Origin of the sequence: Natrinema sp. H-ect4 (assembly GCF_041894845.1) — an archaeon.
Lineage (GTDB): Archaea > Halobacteriota > Halobacteria > Halobacteriales > Natrialbaceae > Natrinema.
This window is the reverse complement of the sequence record NZ_JBHDYC010000002.1, coordinates 26194-44044: the sequence shown is the minus strand read 5'-3', so window position 1 is coordinate 44044 and position 17851 is coordinate 26194. Positions and strand designations below refer to the sequence as shown.

Below are 17851 nucleotides of genomic sequence, written 5' to 3'. Positions count from 1 at the left end.
TCTTCTCGTTTCGCGCTCGGAGTACTCGAGACTCCCTCTACGCGGATTTCCGGCTGTCGTCTCGAGTGGCCTCGAGTCGACACCGAGCGGCGATTCCGAACCCACTTGGTCCGGGAGTGAGGTGAGACCGGATTCGTCCATGCGATCGCATTCGGGGCCCGCTGGTGCGTGCGCTCGCCACGCCGACCGATCGACACCGTCGTGGGATCGATCGGTAGTCGGCGCCCGTCCGTCGCGATCTATACGCGGGCAGTCCCGCCCGGTTGATCCACACGAGACGCCGACAAATGACACATTGTGTCGGCAGAAACAGGAGACAAACACATCACGATCGGTGTACCGTTCGTTCCGGCGAATTCGCTCTTCTGCGTCGCTTCACTCGTCTGCTCTGGGGGCCGCGGAACAGGGCGACCGGATCAGTACTCTGAGCGACAGCACAGGTCACTCCCGGCGAACGTATTCCACAAACGCGAACTCGTCCCGTTCATCTCGAGACACCATCTCCCACGTGTCCCGATCCCAGTCCGGGAACTCCGTATCGCCCTCGGGTTCGTCGTGAACCTCCGTCGCGATCAGCCGATCGACTGCGGGCAGAAACTGTTCGTAGACGGTCGAACCGCCAGCGACGAATATTCGATCGGTTCCGCCGTGGCGCTCGCGCGCGGCCGCCTCCGCCGTCTCGAGGGCGTTCTCGAGCCCGTGGGCGACCACGGCTCCCTCGGGCGTCTCGAGGTCTCGACTCGTCAGCACGACCGTCGTTCGGCCGGGCAGCGGTTCGCCGAGGGTCTCGAGAATGCCCTCGTACGTCACTCGTCCCATGATGACAGGGTGGCCCATCGTCGCCTCCTTGAAGTGGCGGAGGTCCTCGGGGATGTGCCACGGCATGTCGCCGTCCTTCCCGATGACGCCGTTGTCGGCGACGGCGACGATCGCGACGAGTTCGTGGTCCGTCTCGAGGTCCTGCGTCGCGTCTGCCGCCGCGTCCCGGTCCCCGTTCATTCGGCCACCGAGAACTCGAGTCCGTCGTGGGACTCGTACTCTCGAAGTTCGACGTCCTCGTAGCACAGTTCGTCGATCGAGACGTCGGCGACCTCGAGCGTCGGGCGCTCGAGTGGCTCCCGCGAGAGTTGCTCGAGGAGGCCGGGGATGTGATCGAGCCGTTCGTCGCCCTCGGCCTCGGCAGGGGCCTCGGACTCGAGCCAGTCCTTGATCTTGAGGTAGTCCGCCCGCTCGTCGGCGTCGGCCAGCCGCGACTGGAGGGACTCGAGGTTGTCTGCGTACCAGTCACCACGCGCGCCGCGGCCGCAGTAGACGTGGGTGTCGACGACGGTGTGGGCGAACGTGCCCGGTTCGAAGCCGGTCTGCTGGGCGATAACTTTGGTCAGCAGCGCATAGGCCGCGATGTTGAACGGGATCCCGAGTGCGGTGTCGCCCGACCGTTGTGTGAGGTGGCAGTTCAGCCGGTCGCCCTGCACGTTGAAGACGAACGAGTAGTGACAGGGCGGCAGCGTCGAGACGGCCGCGTTCGCGGGGTGCCACGCGTTGACCACGAGTCGCCGGGAGTTCGGCGAGTCCGAGAGGGTGTCGATCACGTACTGGAGCTGATCGAAGGTCTTCCGACCGTCCGCTTCCTCGGTGACCCACTGGTGGCTCTCCGCTGGCCAGGACTCGCCCTCGAGTTGTGCGTCCGCCTCTGGTACCGGAAACCGCCGCCAAAAGCGGCCGTATGCCGTATCCAGCCGGCCGTCGTCGTCGGCCCACGCATCCCAGATCTTGGTTTCCTCGCGGAGATCGCGGATGTGTTCCTCGCCGGAGAGATACCAGCAGACCTCGTGCAGCATCGAGTTCCAGCGGTAGCCGTCCATCTCCTTGGTCGTGAGCAGGGGATACCCGTCCTGGAGATCGACCTCGTAGTGCTCGCTGAACGATGAAATCGTGTCGACGCCGGTCCGATTTGGCTTGTGGGTCCCCGTCGAAAGGACAGTGTCGACGAGCTCGAGGTACTGTTGCATTATCATCCTCATTCGGACGCGTATTTATCATCGTTACGTCCCGTAGATCGACCCGGGCCGCTACGCTATAGTAGCCACTGAAACGATTTACACACTGATCGCAATGCAGTCGTGCGATCAGGTGTGCAGTGACTTTCAGTGGCTACTATAGCCACCACGAACGTGCATATTTCCGCTCGAGGAAAGAGCAACGCTTACAGGTTCGTGCGTTCCGCTTTCGACCATGCGAGAGAACGTGCTCCTGATCGGGGGTGGCGGCCGCGAACACGCCATCGCCCGCGCGCTCGAGGACAGCGAGGCAGACCTGTACGCCTGTGCCAGCAACCGAAACCCTGGTATCGCGCGAATTGCGGCCGGGTTCGAAACGCTCGAGACGACGAATCCGGAGGCCGTCGTCGACTACGCCGAGGCGGTCGACGCGACCATCGCCGTCATCGGCCCCGAAGCACCCCTCGAAGTCGGCCTCGCGGACGCACTCGAGGCTGCGGGAGTCTACCCGTTCGGCCCGAAAGAAGCCGACGCACGCATCGAGACGGACAAGGCCTTCCAGCGGGAGTTCATGCAGGAAAACGACATTCCGGGCTGTCCGGACTTCGAGACGTTCGACGACATGGAGGCAGCCTGCGACTACATCGACGAGTACGACGGCGACCTCGCGATCAAACCGGTCGGCCTCACCGGCGGCAAGGGCGTCAAAGTCATCGGCGATCAGGTCACTGCCGAGGAGGGTAAAGAGTACATCCGCGACGCCGGCTACGACCGGATCGTCCTCGAGGAACGACTGATCGGCGAAGAGTTCACCGTCCAGGCGTTCGTCGCCAACGGCGAGTTCCATACCGCACCCGCGGTGCAGGACCACAAGCGCGCCTACGAGGGCGACGAAGGGCCGAACACTGGCGGCATGGGGAGCTATACCGACGCGACGGACGAACTGCCGTTCATGACCGAAGACGATTACGACGAGGCGGTCTCGATCATCGAGGCTACCGTCGACGCCCTCGACGACTACCGCGGGATCCTCTACGGCCAGTTCATGCTGACCGAGACCGGTCCCCGCGTCGTCGAGTTCAACGCCCGCTTTGGCGACCCCGAGGCGATGAACACGCTGCCGGTGCTCGAGACCGACTTCCTCGAGATTCTGACCGCCGCTCGGAACGGCAACGCGCCACCGGAACTGGACTTTGCCGAGCAGGCGACGGTTTGCAAGTACGCTGTCCCGGACGGCTATCCGACGGACCCCGAGGCCGGCGCGAAGGTGCAGGTCGACGAGGAGAGCGCGGGCGACGCCCTGCTGTACTACGCCAGTGTAGACGAGCGCGACGACGGGATCTACACGACTACCTCCCGATCGTTCGCGCTGGTCGGCGTCGCCGACTCGATCAGCGAGGCCGAGGAGATCGCCGAAGACGCGCTCGCCGTCGCCGGCGAGGAGGGACTGCGCGTTCGCCACGACATCGGCAAAGCCGACCTCATCCAGCGCCGGATCGATCACATGACCGAACTCCGCGGCGAGTGAGGTGCCTGTTCGAAGGAGCAGACACCGCGACACAAACGAGCTATTCGAACGGGTTGGCCGGCGTCGTCAGTCGAGTAATACCATCGACAGCATCGAACCCGTCGTCGAGCGAATAGAGATACTCGAGTTCTTGCCGTCGCATCGAAGCCGCAATAACGGCGTCCGTCAGCGAGAGCGATTTGTACTTCCGGAACAGTGACCGTCCGGAATCGACATCGCGTTTCGGTGTGTGGACGATTTCGAATCCGCTGCTCTCGATGAGCGCATCGAGCGTCTGTACGGCGACATCGTGCGTACTCCTCGCTTGGAGATAGTTGATACTCTCCTCGAGGACATCGCTCAACACGTATGCGGTCGGAAGAGCACCTCGGTCGAACGCTTCCAAGATGGCAGCGGCGCGTTCGTGATTTTGATCCCGCGATAACCGAGCGCCAATGAGAACGTTCGCATCAACTACGGCGCGGGCCATCAGCAGTCACCGGCGACGAGATCGTGATCGTCGGCCGCGTTCGTCTCTTCACCGATATCGACCGGCTCGAGTTCGGAGAACGCACCATACCGTTGCGTAACGACCTCGACTGACAGGGTCCCATCCTCGTCGACACGCCAGCGGATTTTGTCACCGGACTCGATATCGAGCTCATTCCGGACGGCTGCGGGCACTGTTACCGAGTAGCTGTCGTTTACTGTCGTTTCGTCTTCGACCCGGTGTGACATACTCGACTCTAGACGGTCCGCCGCAAAATAATTTGGGCCCTAATTTTCCTACGATCAGCGGCCGACCTCGGTACCCGCGTCGATAGTGGACCGAGATGAGAAGTCATCTCGCTTCACCGACGGTCCCGTCTACGTCAGCAATCGCCTCGAGCAACAGTCCCGCACCCAGTTCGATCTCCCGCTCAGTGACGTCGAGCGGCGGCAGCAACCTGAGCGTCTTGTAGCCACAGCCGAGGGTCAACAGCCCCCGTTTGAACGTGCCCTCGAGCACCGCATCCCGGCGAGCCTTGGTATCGAACTCGACGGCGAGCATCAGTCCGCGGCCGCGCACGTCGATCGCGCCGGGCGCGTCGCCGTCGGTAATGGCGTCCTCGAGTCGCGTCCGGAACTGCGCGCCTCGCTCGCGGACGTTCGCGAGCAGGTCGTCCTCGTGGATGGTATCGATCGTGAGCACGCCCTGCATGGCGGCGACGAGATCGCCCGCGCCCCAGGTCGAGGAGAGTCGACTCTTCTCCCGCGGGAAGACGTCCGAGCGCGAGATCGTTGCGCCCACCCGAAGCCCCTTCCCGCTCGTAATGACGTCCGGCGTGAGATCGAGGTGGTCGACGGCCCACAGTTCGCCCGTCCGTCCCAATCCGGACTGGATCTCGTCGGCAACGATCCGGAGATCATACTCCTCGCGCAGCGCCTCGAGGTCGCGGGCGAACGCAGGATGGGCCACTCGATAGCCGCCCTCGCCCTGAATCGGCTCGAAGATGAGGTAGGCGACTTCCTCGGGATCGACGACACCGCGCTCGGGGTGGAGCGCGTCGGCGACGACGTTCCCGCCGGGGCCGTCGGTCCGCCAGCGGGTTTCGTATGCCTCGTCGGTGTCGGGATACGGGACGCTGACGACGCCGGGGATTTCGGGAAAGCCGCTCCGGTGGACGGCCTTCGAGCGGTTAAGCGAGAGCGCGCCGAGCGTTCGGCCGTGGAACGCGCCGTCGAACGTGATCGCGCGGTGGCCGCCCGCGGCGTAGCAGATTTTGATGGCGTTTTCGACGGCCTCCGCGCCGGAGTTCGAGAGAAAGACCCGGTCCATGTCGTAGTGGTCGGTCATCGCGACCAGTCGATCCATCAATTGCGTCGGCCCGGGAAAGTCAGGGTTGTCGGGTCGGCCGCCGCCGCTGACGTAGAAGTCCTGACCCGCGATTTTGAGCGGATCGACGGGATCGAACGCGCGGAGCTTCTCGCGGATCGTCGGATTGTTGTAGCCAAGCGGCGCGGCGGCGACGTGACTCGTGAAATCGAGCAGGACGTTACCGTCGACGTCGGTGCAGAACGGGCCGATGGCCTCGCCGCCCGCGTCCCAGACGAACTCGTAGACGTACGTGCTCGGGGCGGCGAACCGATGGTGGTAGTCGACCCATTCGCGGGCCCGGTCGCCGGGAATGGTCTCTACCCGCGGTTCCGCCGTTGCTCGGTCCATACGACACTTACGACCGGCATCGGGTAAAGTTACTGACCGCTATACGGTGATGGACGAATCGCTATACGACGACGAGCACCGACGCGAGCGCGCCGCCGATCAGCAGGATCGTACTGTAGATGGCAACTCGGTTCCGGAAGCCGTCGTTCGTCGACGTCGCCGCCAGCAGTGCCTTGACCACGATGCTCGAGACCGTCGCGAGCAAAATAGCGATCGTCGCCTCGGCGGCCCCCAGTTGCCCGCCACGGTAGAGGACGACCGCCGACGTGGTCGCGCCGGCACTCGAGACGAACCCGCTCGCGACCGCGGTCGCGTAGAAGCCCAGCGTGCCGAACCACGTCTCCGCCAGCGAGCCGAACACGAGGACGACGAGGAAGACGGCCCCGAAGCCGAGCGCGTTTTGCAGTGAAAACGGGCTCTCGAGTTCCATCGGACCGGACTCACTCCAGTCGGCGGTGAGCGCGGCGATGGCGAACGCGAGGACGATGACGGCCCCGAGCGGAACGATCGCCTCGAGGAGGATCTCGGAGCCGCTCCCGGCGGTAAAGCCGACCGCGATCGCCAGGTTTCGCGCGGCCATCGCGGCGTTCGCGAGCAAGATGGCAGCGACGGCGTAGGAGGACGCCTCGGGCCGCTGATTGACGTGATCGAGCATCGTCCCGACGACCGCCGTCGAGGAGGCCAGCCCGCCGAAGAAGCCGGTGATCGCGATACCGCGACCGCCGTAGGTGGAGACGATCGCGTAGTTGGCGATCCCGATTCCCGCCACGGCCACGACCATCAGCCAGATGACCTGCGGCTCGAGCGGGATCGCCAGCCCGGCGAACTCGACGGTCGTCTCAGCAGGGAGAATCGGGTAGATGACGAACGCGAGGATGGCGAACTCGGTCGTCGAGCGCATCTCCTGATGGGAGAGCCCCCACGCGAACTCGTGGAGCTCTCGCTTCAAGACGAGCAACAGCGACGAGAGGACGGCGACGGTGACCCCCTCGAGAATGAAACCGACGGTGACCAGCGCGCCGACCCCGTAGGCGACGAGCATCGAGACCGATGTCGTCAGCGAGAGCCCGGCGTCGTCCTCGCTCATGAGGCCCTGGATTGCGAGTAACACGCCCTGGACGATCACGAGCACGCCGCCGAGCACCAGGAGGCTCTCCCCGATGACGCCCTCGGTTTCGACGACGAGGACGGTAAAGACGGCGGCGAGCAGGCTGATCAGCGAGAACGTTCGGATCCCGGCGGACTTCTGGGACCACTCGCGTTCGAGCCCGAGAAACATCCCCAGCGCGCCGGCCAGCGCGATCCGAACGACCGTCTCCTCGAGCGGCGCGTCGGCGACCTGCAGCGCGACCTCGTTCACTCCTGATCGTTCACCGTGATCGTATATAAGCGACCTGCCGACTATGGGACGTGTCAACCGGCGGATCCGACGCCGTGAACCGACGGGGAGCGACGCGGCGACGGTGTCGTCAATCGGACGAACCGAGAACAGACGGGGGACGACGATACGATACTGATGGCTCTCTGTTATATAATCGGACGTTTCGGACGGCGATCATGGGAGCGACCGAACGGGGCGACCGCGATACAGCTCGACGTACTGCTACAGCTCGACGTACTGTGTCTCCCACTCGCGGCGGGCTTCGAGTTCGCGGCGACCGCGGCGGGTGAGCGTGTAGAAGTTCGTTCGACGATCTCGGCGGCCCTTTTCGACGAGCCCCTTGTCGACGAGGGTGTCGAGATTGGGATAGAGCCGACCGTGATGGATCTCCTTCTCGTAGTACTGTTCGAGTTCATCTTTGATCGCCAGTCCGTGGGGTTCGTCCTCGCCAGCGATGACATAGAGCAAGTCACGCTGAAATCCTGTCAGGTCGTACATTGGGAAAGTACCAATCGTACTTACTGTCGAATTTTAATAAGGCTATCGGGTTGTTACGATCGAAAGCAGGCTATTACCAGCGAGACGCCTCGTTTCGTGCGAGAGATATCCATAACGCCCGTGACGAATCATCCGATGAATCTCCCATAATTCGGGGTTCATGTTTACAGTACATGCATTTTGTTTCGGTACGATTATACTGCACACAGACGTTGGTATCAGGTTCCACTGAGGGCGATTAGAACGAAGTTTCGCCACTACGTGGTACGGTATCTGAAACAGGAAAGCAGATCGCGTGACGGAAAAATGTCACGCGATCGCTTGCCGCCCTGAATTGGTCCCCGCTGACGCTTCGGCCCTCCAAGCGAAGCGTCACGTAGAAGATTTTGTTGTGTGTACTTAAATGTAACGACAACGATTGACATCCTCCCTGCCCTGAATAGGGGGATTTCTCCTCGATTATTCGCCTTTGCGATCAGATCTCCCGGCCCCGACACCTTCAGATGTGTTCCTCTTCCAGTACCCAACCCAGCGCCCGTTTATAGTAGGTAAACATCTGTTCGACGCCGTCGTGGCGCATCTCGTCGCTCTCGAGGTGCTCTTTGATGAACTCGTATTGCTCTCGGACTTCTTCTTCGTCGCGCATACCCGTCACTATCGGCCGGCGAGACAAAAAACCGCCACACGTCGTCCGGTGGTATCTCGAGTGGCTCGAGGTGTTCCACAGCGGGTGGGCCGGGTGACCGCACTGTTTCGTCACGAAACCGATCGTTCCGTTGCGAAACGGTTGGAAACGGGTTGCAGCCAGCGGGAACCGTCGCTCGGTGTGCCGTCGGTCGGGATCCGGAGATCGCTCGAGTGCGTTGTAGCGATCGTCGGCAACCGAAACGAGCGACCGTTGCAATCGATACACGAACCGCGGCGACCGACGGTATCACCGACGCAGGGGGGATTTCGGCAGCGTTCGTTCGTGGCACTGGTCGACACGACGGGTCGCGACGGGAGGGGACAGGGCTCCCGCGACAGAGACCAGCGGAAACCGGTTAGTTGCCGGTCCCGTTCGTCTCGTTGTCTCCGGTGTCGGTCTCGTTGCCCGACTCGGATTCGTTGCCGGTCGTGTCGCCCTCGCCGAGCGTCAACGTAACTTCCTCGTCGTCGCCGTCGATTTCGACGTCATCTTCGGTCTCCTCACCCTCGTTTTCTGCGGTGACGGTGTACTCGCCGTCCTCGAGTTCCTCGAATTCGACCTCGCCGTTCTCGTCGGTCTCGTCTTCTATCGGAAAGCTCTGACCGATGTCCGTCGCACCACCGTCGGTCGTGGTTTCGTTGTCCGATTCGTTGCCGGTTCCGCCGTCGGATTCGTTCTCGGACTCGTTGTCCGATTCGTTGCCGATTCCGCCATCGGACTCGTTGCCGATTCCGGCGGTCGATGTCTCGTTCTCCGATTCGTTACCGGTGGTGCCCTCACCTCCGCCGGTCATTCCGGCTTGCTCGAGGGTGACGGTCGCGCCTTCGACCGGTCCCTGGTCGTTTTCGACGGTCACGGTCAGCGCGTACGTTTCGTCGTCGCCGGTTTCGTCCCCCGACTCGTTCTCGGATCCGTCTTCCGGGTCGTCCTCCGATTCGTTCCCACCGGGACCGCTGTCGGCACAGCCGGCCAGTGCAATCGCACTCGCTGTTCCTGCCGCGGTCACGAACGATCGTCGGGTTAGTCTGTTGCGAGACATAGATCTGGATAGAACGTTCCGGCTGGTTTCGATGTGGTCTGCTCCTGCAGCCCGTTAATACCCTATTGAGAGACGCTATATTGTCGATTACAGTCATCTATATCGGGACCGTCACGGTGCAAACAACATCCGAGATACACGGCGCTCAGGAGCGAGATCGGACGGTCGGCCGGCCGATTTCGAAGCCCAACAGCGAATTATGGTTTAAAGCTGGCAATTCGAGCGAACGGTGTCACTGTCTCGTATTCACCGAGTGCCATCTCCGTCGGCTCGAGGCGGACGATCGAGGTCTCGGTCGACGCGGTGATGTCGTCACCGGTTCGGGTTCGGTGGCCCTTTTTGTGCGCCGGTCGTAGCGATACGCATGAAAATTCGGGGCGAGCGCGAGTGCACGGAGTGTGAGACTCGCTGGTCGTACTACGAGACCGGCAGCGTGGGCTGTCCTGCCTGCGGGAGTCTGCGCAGCGTCGGGGTCGACGAACGTACCGAACACACCGACATGCAGGTGGCGTTCGATCTCACACCCGTTCGGAACGCGATCGACGAGATCGGAACCGACGACCTCGCCGAGCGGGCCCGCGATCGCTGTCGCGAGTACGTGCGCCGCCGCGGATTCGTCAACGCCGGCACCCTTCGGGAACTCGACGACACCTATCTCGCCGCGATCGAACTGCTCCACGTCGCCGACATCGTCGCGCGCGAGATTCGCCTCGAGGACCGCGAGGAACTGTACTTCCTCTCGCTGCTCCGAGACGCCGATCAGAGCGAGCGCCCGCCCGCCGAGGACGTCCCGCGATCACTGCGGGCGGCCCGCGGGCTCGCGTACGCGAACGCCGTCCGGGAGTACCGCCGCGACGTCCGGACCTGGGCCGACGACCGGGAACTGACCGCGGGCGAACGGAGCGCCCTCGAGACCCTCGGCGAACACGTCACGCGCATCCGGATGCTCGACGGCGACGTCGATCCGCGGACTGCCGAACGACTCGTCGCGGCGACGCGCGACCTGGCAAACGGCCTCCGCGGCGACGAGCTCGCGCTCTCGCAGGCCCAGGAGCGACTGGACGGCCTCGAGTTCGGTTCGATCGACTGATCGGCGGGGAGCGAGCGATCCAGTCGACGACCGGTGAAATCAGAGACGACGAACAGACTGCAGGATGTCGGGGGATTCCAGAAACTCAGGGAAGTTCGACGACGACGTCTTCCTGCAGGCTCGCGGCTTTGACCGTGTTATAGAGCAACATCGCGCGGGTCATCGGACCCACGCCGCCGGGGACGGGCGTGATCGCGCTCGCCTTCACCTCGGCGCTCTCGAACTCGACGTCGCCGACGAGTTCGTACCCCTTCTCCGTATCCGCGTCGACCCGGTTGACGCCGACGTCGATGACGACCGTCCCGTCCTCGAGCATCGAGCCGTCGATAAGTTCGGGGACGCCCACCGCCGCGACCACGATGTCCGCACTGCGAGTCTTTGCGGCAAGATCGTCTGTTCGGGAGTGACAGACGGTCACCGTCGCGTTGCCGTCCTCGGCCTTCTGGATCAGCAGATTGGCGAGGGGCTTGCCGACGATGTCCGAGCGGCCGACGATGGTCACGTCTTTTCCCTCGGGATCGATGTCGGCGGACTCGAGCAATTTCTGTACCCCGTGTGGCGTACAGGGCCGGAAGCGAGCGTCACCGGCGACCAGTCGGCCGACGTTCTCCGGATGAAAGCCGTCGACGTCTTTGATCGGGTCGACGCGACGGATCACGTTGCGGTAGTCGACGTGGTCCGGGACGGGTGCCTGGACGATGTAGCCGTGGATGTCGTCGTTGTCGTTGAGATCGGAGATGGTGTCGAACAGTTCTTCTGGCGGCGCGTCCCCGTCGACGTCGACGTGGTGGCTCTCGATGCCGACCTCCTCGCAGTCGCGTTGTTTCATGTTCACGTAGGTCTGGCTCGCGGGGTCGTCACCCATCAGCACGGTCGCCAGGCCCGGTCGCGAACCCGCGTCTGCGAGGGTCTCGATTGCATCGGTCAGATCGTCCCGAATATCGCTCGCGACGGCGTTGCCGTCGATGATCTCGGTCATTACTCGAGTGGGCGACCGCGAGGCCCATTAATCCCCGGATTCGTGCGCAGAATCGGTCCAGAAACGGAACCAATATACACGTTTGTGTATATATCTGTCTTAGAACCGCTCGTCGAGGAACGCTCTGATCGAATCGTTGACCGGCCCTGCTTGCTCGAGGTTCGAAGAATGACCCGCCGCCGGAATGCGCTCCATCTCGGCGTCGGGTAGCTCCTCGAGCATCGGCTCGGCCCGCGATGGCGGGAGCGTCGAATCTTCTTCGCCGTGGACGATGAGCGTCGGGACATCGATCTCAGAGAGTCGATCGGTCACGTCCGCCCGGCCGAGCCACGAGTTGAGTTCGTAGTAGACGGCCTTCCCGGGATAGGTCGCCCAGCGATCGACCCACGTCTCGACGAGTTCGCGGTTTTCCTCGAGCGTCGTCTCGCCGAACAGTTCGGCCGTCGACCCCTCCGCGATCTCGCGGGGCATCGGCTCGAGCACGTCCTCGTAGGGCTCCACGAGCGCGCTGTACTCCGCGCGCTCTTCGTTGGGATGGGGGGCAGCTATCGAGTCGATCAGGACGAGGCCGTCGACGCGCTCCGGGTACTCGAGGGCGAATCGCAGCCCCATGAAGCCGCCCATCGACATGCCGGCGATGACGGCGCTTTCCTCGCCGATTCCGTCAAGTAGCGCATCACAGTCGTCGACCAGATCCCACAGGTCGTAGCCCGGCGCGTACCGATCCGTTCGCGCCCGCAGATCGTAGGCGACGGCCCGATACTCGTCTCGCAGAGCCTCGAGTTGGGGCGCGAACATCGTCCGATCCATCAGCGTTCCGTGCGCGAAGACGACGGGCTGGCCTTCGCCGACGTCGGTTGTCAGCGCGTCCGTTCTGGTCCGGTACATCTCCGTGGCCGTCTCGTCTTCCATGCGATTCGGTAACGGGAACCGTTATGAAAAAGGTATGTCATGCGGAAGCGAGCGAACCGTCTCACTGGATACCGGTGTCAGAGCCGGGCCAGTCGCTCGAGCAACCGGTCGTCGTCCAGAATGGGTACGTCGGGCGCTCGGACAGTGGGGGCGGTACGGCGAGCCGGCGGAAACGCCGCGTGTCGGCGAGTGACAGGCGACGGTGCAGGCGCTCGGAGCGCGAATCGAGCACTGAGTCGAAGCGTACGTTCTTCCCGTCCGGGCTCTACGAAACGACCATGGCTTCGAGATCGACGACACGCGATTCGGTATCCTCCCTCTCGCCGGTCGTCGGTTTCGGTCTCGTCGTGGCGATCACGCTGGCCGCGGTGATCGCTGTCGGTTTATTTGCAGTCGTATTAGTCGGCTAGGAACCACCCGAGATACTCGAGGTCGTGACGCGACCGACCGTTCCGAACGGCCGCCGACCGCGATGGAGAAAGACGAGCGAGTCAGTGATCGTACCCGACAGAATGCGTCGAGCCGACTGCCTGCCCGCCGGCTCTCCTATTCGTACAGCGGGTTCTCGTCGCACAGCGTCGCGACGGACTCGCGAACGTCCTCGATAACGGCCTCGTCCTCGGGGGCATCAATGACGCGGGCGATCAGGTCGCCGACCGTGCGGCAGTCGTCCTCGTCGAAGCCGCGCGTGGTCAGCGCCGGGGTGCCAGCGCGGATCCCGCTCGGGTTGAACGGCGAGCGGGTCTCGCCGGGTACCGTGTTTCCGTTGAGGACGATGCCAGCCTCCTCGAGCGCCTCCTCGGCGTCGCCGCCGGTCGTGTCGGGGTGGCTCTCGCGCAGGTCGACGAGCACGAGGTGGTTGTCGGTACCCTCCGAGACCAGCGAGAGGCCGTTCTCGGAGAGGCTCTCGCCGAGCGCTTTCGCATTCGCGACCGTCTGCTCGGCGTAGTCTTCGAACGCTGGCTCGAGGGCTTCCTTGAAGCCGACAGCCTTGCCGGCGATGTTGTGCATGAGCGGACCGCCCTGCCCGCCGGGGAAGACGGCGGCGTCGATGTCGTCGGCGTACTGCTCGTCGCACATGACGATGCCGCCGCGGCCGGAGCGGATGGTCTTGTGGGTCGAGCCGGTGACGAAGTCGGCGATACCGACCGGCGACGGGTGGACGCCAGCGGCCACGAGGCCGGTGATGTGGGCGATGTCCGCGAGGTGGAGCGCGTCGACGTCGTCGGCGGCATCCTGAATGCGCTCCCACTCGATCTCGCGGGGGTATGCGGAGTAGCCCGAGACGATGATGTCGGGGTCGAACTCGGCGGCGTGGTCGGCGAGATCGTCGTAGTCGAGGTAGCCCGTTTCGGGGTCGACCTCGTATTGCTCGACCTCGTAGAGCTGGCCCGTGAAGTTCGCTGGGTGGCCGTGGCTGAGGTGGCCGCCGTGGTTGAGATCCAGCGAGAGGATCTTGTCGCCGGGTTCGCACATTGCGAAGTAGACGGCCTGGTTGGCCTGGGTGCCCGAGTGGGGCTGGACGTTGACGTGTTCCGCGCCGAACAGCTCCGTCGCGCGGTCGATTGCCAACTCCTCGACCTCGTCGGCGAACTCGCAGCCGCCATAGTAGCGCTCGCCGGGATAGCCCTCGGCGTACTTGTTCGTCAGGGCGCTTCCCTGCGCGTCGATGACAGCCTCGCTGGCGTGGTTCTCACTGGCGATCATCTGTAACGTCTCTCGCTGACGGTCTACCTCGCCCTCGAGCGCGTCGGCGACGGCGGGATCGACGTCCCGAACCTGGTCGTGGTTCATGTTCGAAGTGCGGTCTGGCGGCTGTATAAGTGTACCCTTCCCCGGCAAATCGAGCCACTACCGGCGGTCCGCGACACGACGGATCCGAACGGTTATTGGCAATAGTTTGGTACTCGGTGACGCCCCGATACAACTAACTTGCCGGAGTGACATTCAGCCAACCGAATGATCGAGTGGGCGGTAAACGGCGACACCCTCCACGCCACCGACGCCGACAACGCGGAGCTGACGGTCGACGGATCCGACCTCGCCGTCGATACCTCCGATGTCGATATCCCGCGCCCGGTCGACGAGACGGTTGTCGTGACGACTGACGAACTTCGGTTCCCGCACGCGGTGGTGTACGCGTTCTCGCTTGGCCTCGACGAACAGTACGAGCTCGATCCCGCCGGCGAGCCGCTCGCGTTGTCGCCCGACGAGTACGTCGTCGACATCGATACGGAGATCAAAGCGTACCTGCGTTTTTCCGGCGCGGTGCGGATCGAAAAGACCGACGACTACGAGGAGATCGTCGTCTCCTTTCCGAACCGAACCCGCGTTATTCTCGGCTTCCGTTGTCGTCACGAGTTTCCCGCGGGGACGATCACCGTCCCCGACTCCCCGTCGGCCGTCGCCGACGCGATCACGCACATGGCCGCCTCACAGAAGACGGACAATCCAGACCGTTCGTATCCGACGCTTCGGGGCCACCCGTCCCTGATCGAACGCGGCGATACCCTCGAGATTTCCGACTGCATCCGGTCTGACACGCCCGATCACGGGATCGAACTGGTTGTCCCGCCCGACTACGAGTCGCTATTCGTCACCGCCCCGCTGGCGTACTACCTGCAGGCGACGGTCCGCACGACCGATGACGCGCTCGGCCGTCGAACAGGTTCGGGCACCGTCCGACCGCGTCTCCGACTCGTCGACCACGCGATCGAGACGGAGCTCTCGCCGATGCCCGACCTCGAGCGCGACGTCGAGCGGCTGCTCCGGAAGACGTTCTTTCTCGACTGTCTCGTCCGCAACGCTGGCCCCTACGCGACGACCCTCTCGGAGCTCAGCCTGCTCGAAGCCCTCGAGATCGACGCCGAGACGCTGTACGAGGCGTCGCCACAGGATCGGCTGGCGACCTACCTCGACGTGCCCTACGCGGCGATCAAGCATCGGCTCCCGGAGTGGCACCTCTCGACGTACGTCGCGCCCGAGTACCAGAGCGTCGAAACGATCCCGTTCTTGCTCGATCGACTGAGCATGATCTATACCCCCCGGACATCCGAACTCGAGGGGCGAGAGCTGGTCGAACGCTCGCTCGAGGATTTCTATCGGGGCGACGATTCGGACCGCGAGTGGACGAGGCGCCGCTACGGATCCGATGCGACCAGAGCGAGCACTGGGCGGGTCGCGTCGGTGGACATCGTCAAACCCGACCTCCGGAGCGGTCGAACCCACGGCTGGCTCGCCGACGGCGTTCCGATCGACGTCTTCAAATCCGCGCCAGCGGCCTACCGCAACCGCCTCGAGTTCCTCGAGCGAGAGAGTGATTCGACCGCCATCTGCGTCGTCCTCAACGATCCGGAGATGGCCGGCGAACACGACCACGTCGCCGAGATCTATCGCCAGCGCTCCGAGGAGCTGACGATGGACATCACCGTCGAGGAATCCCTCGAAACGGCCGCCCTCGCCCGCCTCCTCGAGGACGATCACGACTTCGTCCACTACATCGGCCACTGCGAAACCGGCGGGCTGTGCTGTCCGGACGGGACGCTCGCGGCCTCGAGCCTCGATCGCTGTCGCGCGCAAACGTTTTTCCTCAACGCCTGTGGCTCCTTCTACGAGGGGCGAGCGCTGATCGAGAAGGGCAGCGTCGCCGGCGCGGTCACGGTCACCAAGGTCCTGAACGACCACGCCGTCAAGGTCGGTTCGACGTTCGCCAAACTGCTGGTCCACGGCTTCAGCATCGAACGGGCGATGGGACTCGCACGCCGGCGTATCATGATGGGCAAGGACTACGCCGTCGTCGGCGACGGCACGCACTCGCTCACGCAGGGCGAACACGAGCCACCGACGACCGTGACGCTCGAGGAACTCGCGGACGAGGGCGACGAGGAGTATCTGCTGGGCGTCGACTGTTACTCGACGCGAGCGACCGGGTCGTACTACTACCCGCACACCGAGACCAACGAGTACGCCTATCTCTGCGGGAACGAATCGACGTTCAGGTTGACCGCGTCGGAACTCGTAACGATGCTCAAAGAGACCGAAGCGTCCGTGATATACGACGGGGACATCTACTGGTCGAAAGAGCTGTGGCCCCAGTTCGATCAGTGAGTGATCCTACGGTCCGCCGTACGTACTGACACGTTTCGCCCGCATCGTGACGTGCTGCGACGATGCGTCGGTTTGCAGTTCGGTTCGTGCCCAGTCGACTAGCTCGCGTGTGATCGACCGCGGTTGGCTGTCTCGAACACCCATACGATATCGTAATAACACGTTCCCGGTATATAATTATTGTTAGTATTCAAACATCCTTTTCCCACCCGTACTATCATCTCACTGTCTCGTCCATCGCTGACCGAGTCTCCAACGCTGTAAGTGTCACCGGGGTCTCATCGGCGAACTAACGGGTTATGGGACAAAAATTACCGGTTCTTGGGGGAGACGAGAAGTTCTGCTGTGCGAACGGCCACCAAAATTAAGTGCTACGGTCCCGATTACTTCTGTATAGGCATGACTTCGAATTTACTCAACCACCAAATTGACGATATCCTCGAGTCGGTTCTCGAGGAGGCGAGCGGCGACGTATACATGGTCAACCCATCTCGTGAAGCGATCGAAGAGTTCGTTTCCGTCGCGACGGCGTTCGACAGCGACCTGCCGTCGGTACACATGCTCGCCGACGAACGGACGCTGAAAGAGATCATGGACGACTTCATCGTCGCCTCGAACGCGGCCGACCTCATCAGCGAGGGCGCACTCTCGCTGCGGACGCTCAAGCAGGCTCCCGAAAACTCGCTGCTTGTCACCGACGACCGCGTCGTCGCCGTCGTTCACGCCGACGACCGTGTCGGCGGGCTCATCACCGACGACGAGAGCTTCGTCACAGACACCTACGACACCTATGCGGCCCGCTGGGAGGACGCATCCGACTTCAACCTCCGGACGCCCCCGATCACGGACGTCCGCGAAACCCTCGCCGACGAGATCAGTCCGGAAGCCGAGGCCGACTTCGCGTCGATCCTCGACTCGCTCGAGACCGCTCGCGGCGACGGCGACGGCCTCGACGAAGTCACCATTTCGCTGCTCGTTGCGGCCAAGAACGAGGCGCTGCTCTACGACATCAGCAAATGGGGCGAGGACGTCGGGATCGCCTCCAAGGCGACGTTCTCCCGAACGAAGACCAAGCTCGAGGATATGGGCCTGATCGACACCGAGAAGGTCCCGATCGATGTCGGCCGACCGCGTCTGCGCCTCAAGATCGGCGACGAGCGACTCAGCGAGGCCGACAACGGCCAGCTGGCTACTGTGGCACAGTCCATTCTCAACTAACAACCTTTTACTCTGCAGTCTGTTGCGCTGGCGGCTTCGCCGCACAGCGCAACGTCCCTCGGTAAAAGGTTGATCAAAAGCACTCCTCCTTCCGTTCACTCACTCCCGTCGGTCGTTCGTTCACATCAGTCGTCGGCCCGCTCGCTCGTTTCACTCGCTCGCGGTCGTAACGGAAAACGGCCTGCCCTCCCCCGGGTTACGCGATTCTCACTATCGTTCGAACCGC

16 protein-coding genes are annotated in these 17851 nt (G+C 63.3%); 4 read left to right on the top strand and 12 right to left on the bottom strand.

Annotation, left to right across the window (positions count from 1 at the left end; genetic code table 11):
* Nucleotides 1-441 precede the first annotated feature (441 nt).
* Both ACEWFR_RS03045 and thyA read right to left on the bottom strand, forming a co-directional pair.
* Nucleotides 442-999 carry a dihydrofolate reductase gene (locus tag ACEWFR_RS03045; RefSeq protein ID WP_374059658.1) on the bottom strand — a complete coding sequence of 186 codons (558 nt, stop codon included), beginning with the start codon at nt 997-999 and terminating at the stop codon, nt 442-444.
* Entirely contained in the window at nt 996-2012 is a 1017-nt protein-coding gene (thyA, locus tag ACEWFR_RS03040; RefSeq protein WP_374059657.1) for a thymidylate synthase, read from the bottom strand. The genes ACEWFR_RS03045 and thyA overlap by 4 nt, the downstream gene beginning before the upstream one ends.
* Nucleotides 2013-2235: 223 nt before the next feature.
* On the opposite strand from thyA, the gene purD reads away from it, so the two are divergent.
* Nucleotides 2236-3528 (top strand): phosphoribosylamine--glycine ligase, encoded by a 1293-nt coding sequence (gene purD / locus ACEWFR_RS03035; protein ID WP_374059656.1) that lies wholly within the window; start codon nt 2236-2238, stop codon nt 3526-3528.
* 40 nt (nt 3529-3568) lie between these two features.
* Here purD and ACEWFR_RS03030 read toward each other — a convergent pair whose 3' ends face one another.
* The 7 genes from ACEWFR_RS03030 to ACEWFR_RS03000 form a co-directional block, all read right to left on the bottom strand.
* Nucleotides 3569-3997, bottom strand: a complete 429-nt coding sequence (locus ACEWFR_RS03030; RefSeq protein ID WP_374059655.1) for a type II toxin-antitoxin system VapC family toxin — start codon at nt 3995-3997, stop codon at nt 3569-3571.
* The gene (locus ACEWFR_RS03025) at nt 3997-4245 is read right to left on the bottom strand and encodes an AbrB/MazE/SpoVT family DNA-binding domain-containing protein (RefSeq protein WP_374059654.1); all 249 of its coding nucleotides are present in this window, start codon (nt 4243-4245) and stop codon (nt 3997-3999) included. Before ACEWFR_RS03025 ends, ACEWFR_RS03030 begins: the two co-directional genes overlap by 1 nt.
* A 103-nt stretch (nt 4246-4348) precedes the next feature.
* The gene (locus ACEWFR_RS03020) at nt 4349-5713 is read right to left on the bottom strand and encodes an aminotransferase class III-fold pyridoxal phosphate-dependent enzyme (RefSeq protein ID WP_374059653.1); all 1365 of its coding nucleotides are present in this window, start codon (nt 5711-5713) and stop codon (nt 4349-4351) included.
* Nucleotides 5714-5774: 61 nt separating this feature from the next.
* Complete coding sequence (locus ACEWFR_RS03015; protein WP_374059652.1) at nt 5775-7073, bottom strand: MgtC/SapB family protein; 1299 nt, start codon at nt 7071-7073, stop codon at nt 5775-5777.
* A 243-nt stretch (nt 7074-7316) separates the two neighbouring features.
* Nucleotides 7317-7592: a PadR family transcriptional regulator gene (locus tag ACEWFR_RS03010; RefSeq protein ID WP_098723819.1), complete on the bottom strand. Its 276-nt coding sequence runs from the start codon at nt 7590-7592 to the stop codon at nt 7317-7319.
* Between the two features lie 499 nt (nt 7593-8091).
* Nucleotides 8092-8238 (bottom strand): hypothetical protein, encoded by a 147-nt coding sequence (locus ACEWFR_RS03005; protein WP_176548075.1) that lies wholly within the window; start codon nt 8236-8238, stop codon nt 8092-8094.
* Nucleotides 8239-8635: 397 nt separating this feature from the next.
* Nucleotides 8636-9319 carry a hypothetical protein gene (locus ACEWFR_RS03000; protein ID WP_374059651.1) on the bottom strand — a complete coding sequence of 228 codons (684 nt, stop codon included), beginning with the start codon at nt 9317-9319 and terminating at the stop codon, nt 8636-8638.
* A gap of 364 nt (nt 9320-9683) precedes the next feature.
* Between ACEWFR_RS03000 and ACEWFR_RS02995 the strand changes: the two genes are divergently transcribed.
* A complete protein-coding gene (locus ACEWFR_RS02995; RefSeq protein ID WP_374059650.1) occupies nt 9684-10409 on the top strand; it encodes a TFIIB-type zinc ribbon-containing protein in 726 nt (241 codons plus the stop codon).
* An 85-nt stretch (nt 10410-10494) separates the two neighbouring features.
* On the opposite strand, the gene ACEWFR_RS02990 is transcribed toward ACEWFR_RS02995, so the two are convergent.
* The 3 genes from ACEWFR_RS02990 to glyA all read right to left on the bottom strand — a co-directional run bounded on the left by ACEWFR_RS02990 (nt 10495) and on the right by glyA (nt 14094).
* The gene (locus ACEWFR_RS02990) at nt 10495-11388 is read right to left on the bottom strand and encodes a bifunctional methylenetetrahydrofolate dehydrogenase/methenyltetrahydrofolate cyclohydrolase (RefSeq protein ID WP_374059649.1); all 894 of its coding nucleotides are present in this window, start codon (nt 11386-11388) and stop codon (nt 10495-10497) included.
* Between the two features lie 99 nt (nt 11389-11487).
* A complete protein-coding gene (locus tag ACEWFR_RS02985) occupies nt 11488-12300 on the bottom strand; it encodes an alpha/beta fold hydrolase (protein WP_374059648.1) in 813 nt (270 codons plus the stop codon).
* Between the two features lie 546 nt (nt 12301-12846).
* Nucleotides 12847-14094: a serine hydroxymethyltransferase gene (gene glyA, locus ACEWFR_RS02980; protein WP_374059647.1), complete on the bottom strand. Its 1248-nt coding sequence runs from the start codon at nt 14092-14094 to the stop codon at nt 12847-12849.
* A gap of 165 nt (nt 14095-14259) precedes the next feature.
* Between glyA and ACEWFR_RS02975 the strand changes: the two genes are divergently transcribed.
* Nucleotides 14260-16407 carry a hypothetical protein gene (locus ACEWFR_RS02975; protein WP_374059646.1) on the top strand — a complete coding sequence of 716 codons (2148 nt, stop codon included), beginning with the start codon at nt 14260-14262 and terminating at the stop codon, nt 16405-16407.
* Between the two features lie 399 nt (nt 16408-16806).
* Nucleotides 16807-17625 (top strand): transcriptional regulator TbsP, encoded by an 819-nt coding sequence (gene tbsP, locus ACEWFR_RS02970; protein WP_374059645.1) that lies wholly within the window; start codon nt 16807-16809, stop codon nt 17623-17625.
* The last annotated feature ends 226 nt before the right edge of the window (nt 17626-17851 follow it).

Coding starts and splice junctions, on each gene's coding strand:
- ACEWFR_RS03045 (WP_374059658.1), bottom strand. CDS start 999: ATGAACGGGGACCGGGACGCGGCGGCAGACGCGACGCAGGACCTCGAG.
- thyA (WP_374059657.1), bottom strand. CDS start 2,012: ATGCAACAGTACCTCGAGCTCGTCGACACTGTCCTTTCGACGGGGACC.
- purD (WP_374059656.1), top strand. CDS start 2,236: ATGCGAGAGAACGTGCTCCTGATCGGGGGTGGCGGCCGCGAACACGCC.
- ACEWFR_RS03030 (WP_374059655.1), bottom strand. CDS start 3,997: ATGGCCCGCGCCGTAGTTGATGCGAACGTTCTCATTGGCGCTCGGTTA.
- ACEWFR_RS03025 (WP_374059654.1), bottom strand. CDS start 4,245: ATGTCACACCGGGTCGAAGACGAAACGACAGTAAACGACAGCTACTCG.
- ACEWFR_RS03020 (WP_374059653.1), bottom strand. CDS start 5,713: ATGGACCGAGCAACGGCGGAACCGCGGGTAGAGACCATTCCCGGCGAC.
- ACEWFR_RS03010 (WP_098723819.1), bottom strand. CDS start 7,592: ATGTACGACCTGACAGGATTTCAGCGTGACTTGCTCTATGTCATCGCT.
- ACEWFR_RS03005 (WP_176548075.1), bottom strand. CDS start 8,238: ATGCGCGACGAAGAAGAAGTCCGAGAGCAATACGAGTTCATCAAAGAG.
- ACEWFR_RS03000 (WP_374059651.1), bottom strand. CDS start 9,319: ATGTCTCGCAACAGACTAACCCGACGATCGTTCGTGACCGCGGCAGGA.
- ACEWFR_RS02995 (WP_374059650.1), top strand. CDS start 9,684: ATGAAAATTCGGGGCGAGCGCGAGTGCACGGAGTGTGAGACTCGCTGG.
- ACEWFR_RS02990 (WP_374059649.1), bottom strand. CDS start 11,388: ATGACCGAGATCATCGACGGCAACGCCGTCGCGAGCGATATTCGGGAC.
- ACEWFR_RS02985 (WP_374059648.1), bottom strand. CDS start 12,300: ATGGAAGACGAGACGGCCACGGAGATGTACCGGACCAGAACGGACGCG.
- glyA (WP_374059647.1), bottom strand. CDS start 14,094: ATGAACCACGACCAGGTTCGGGACGTCGATCCCGCCGTCGCCGACGCG.
- ACEWFR_RS02975 (WP_374059646.1), top strand. CDS start 14,260: ATGATCGAGTGGGCGGTAAACGGCGACACCCTCCACGCCACCGACGCC.
- tbsP (WP_374059645.1), top strand. CDS start 16,807: ATGACTTCGAATTTACTCAACCACCAAATTGACGATATCCTCGAGTCG.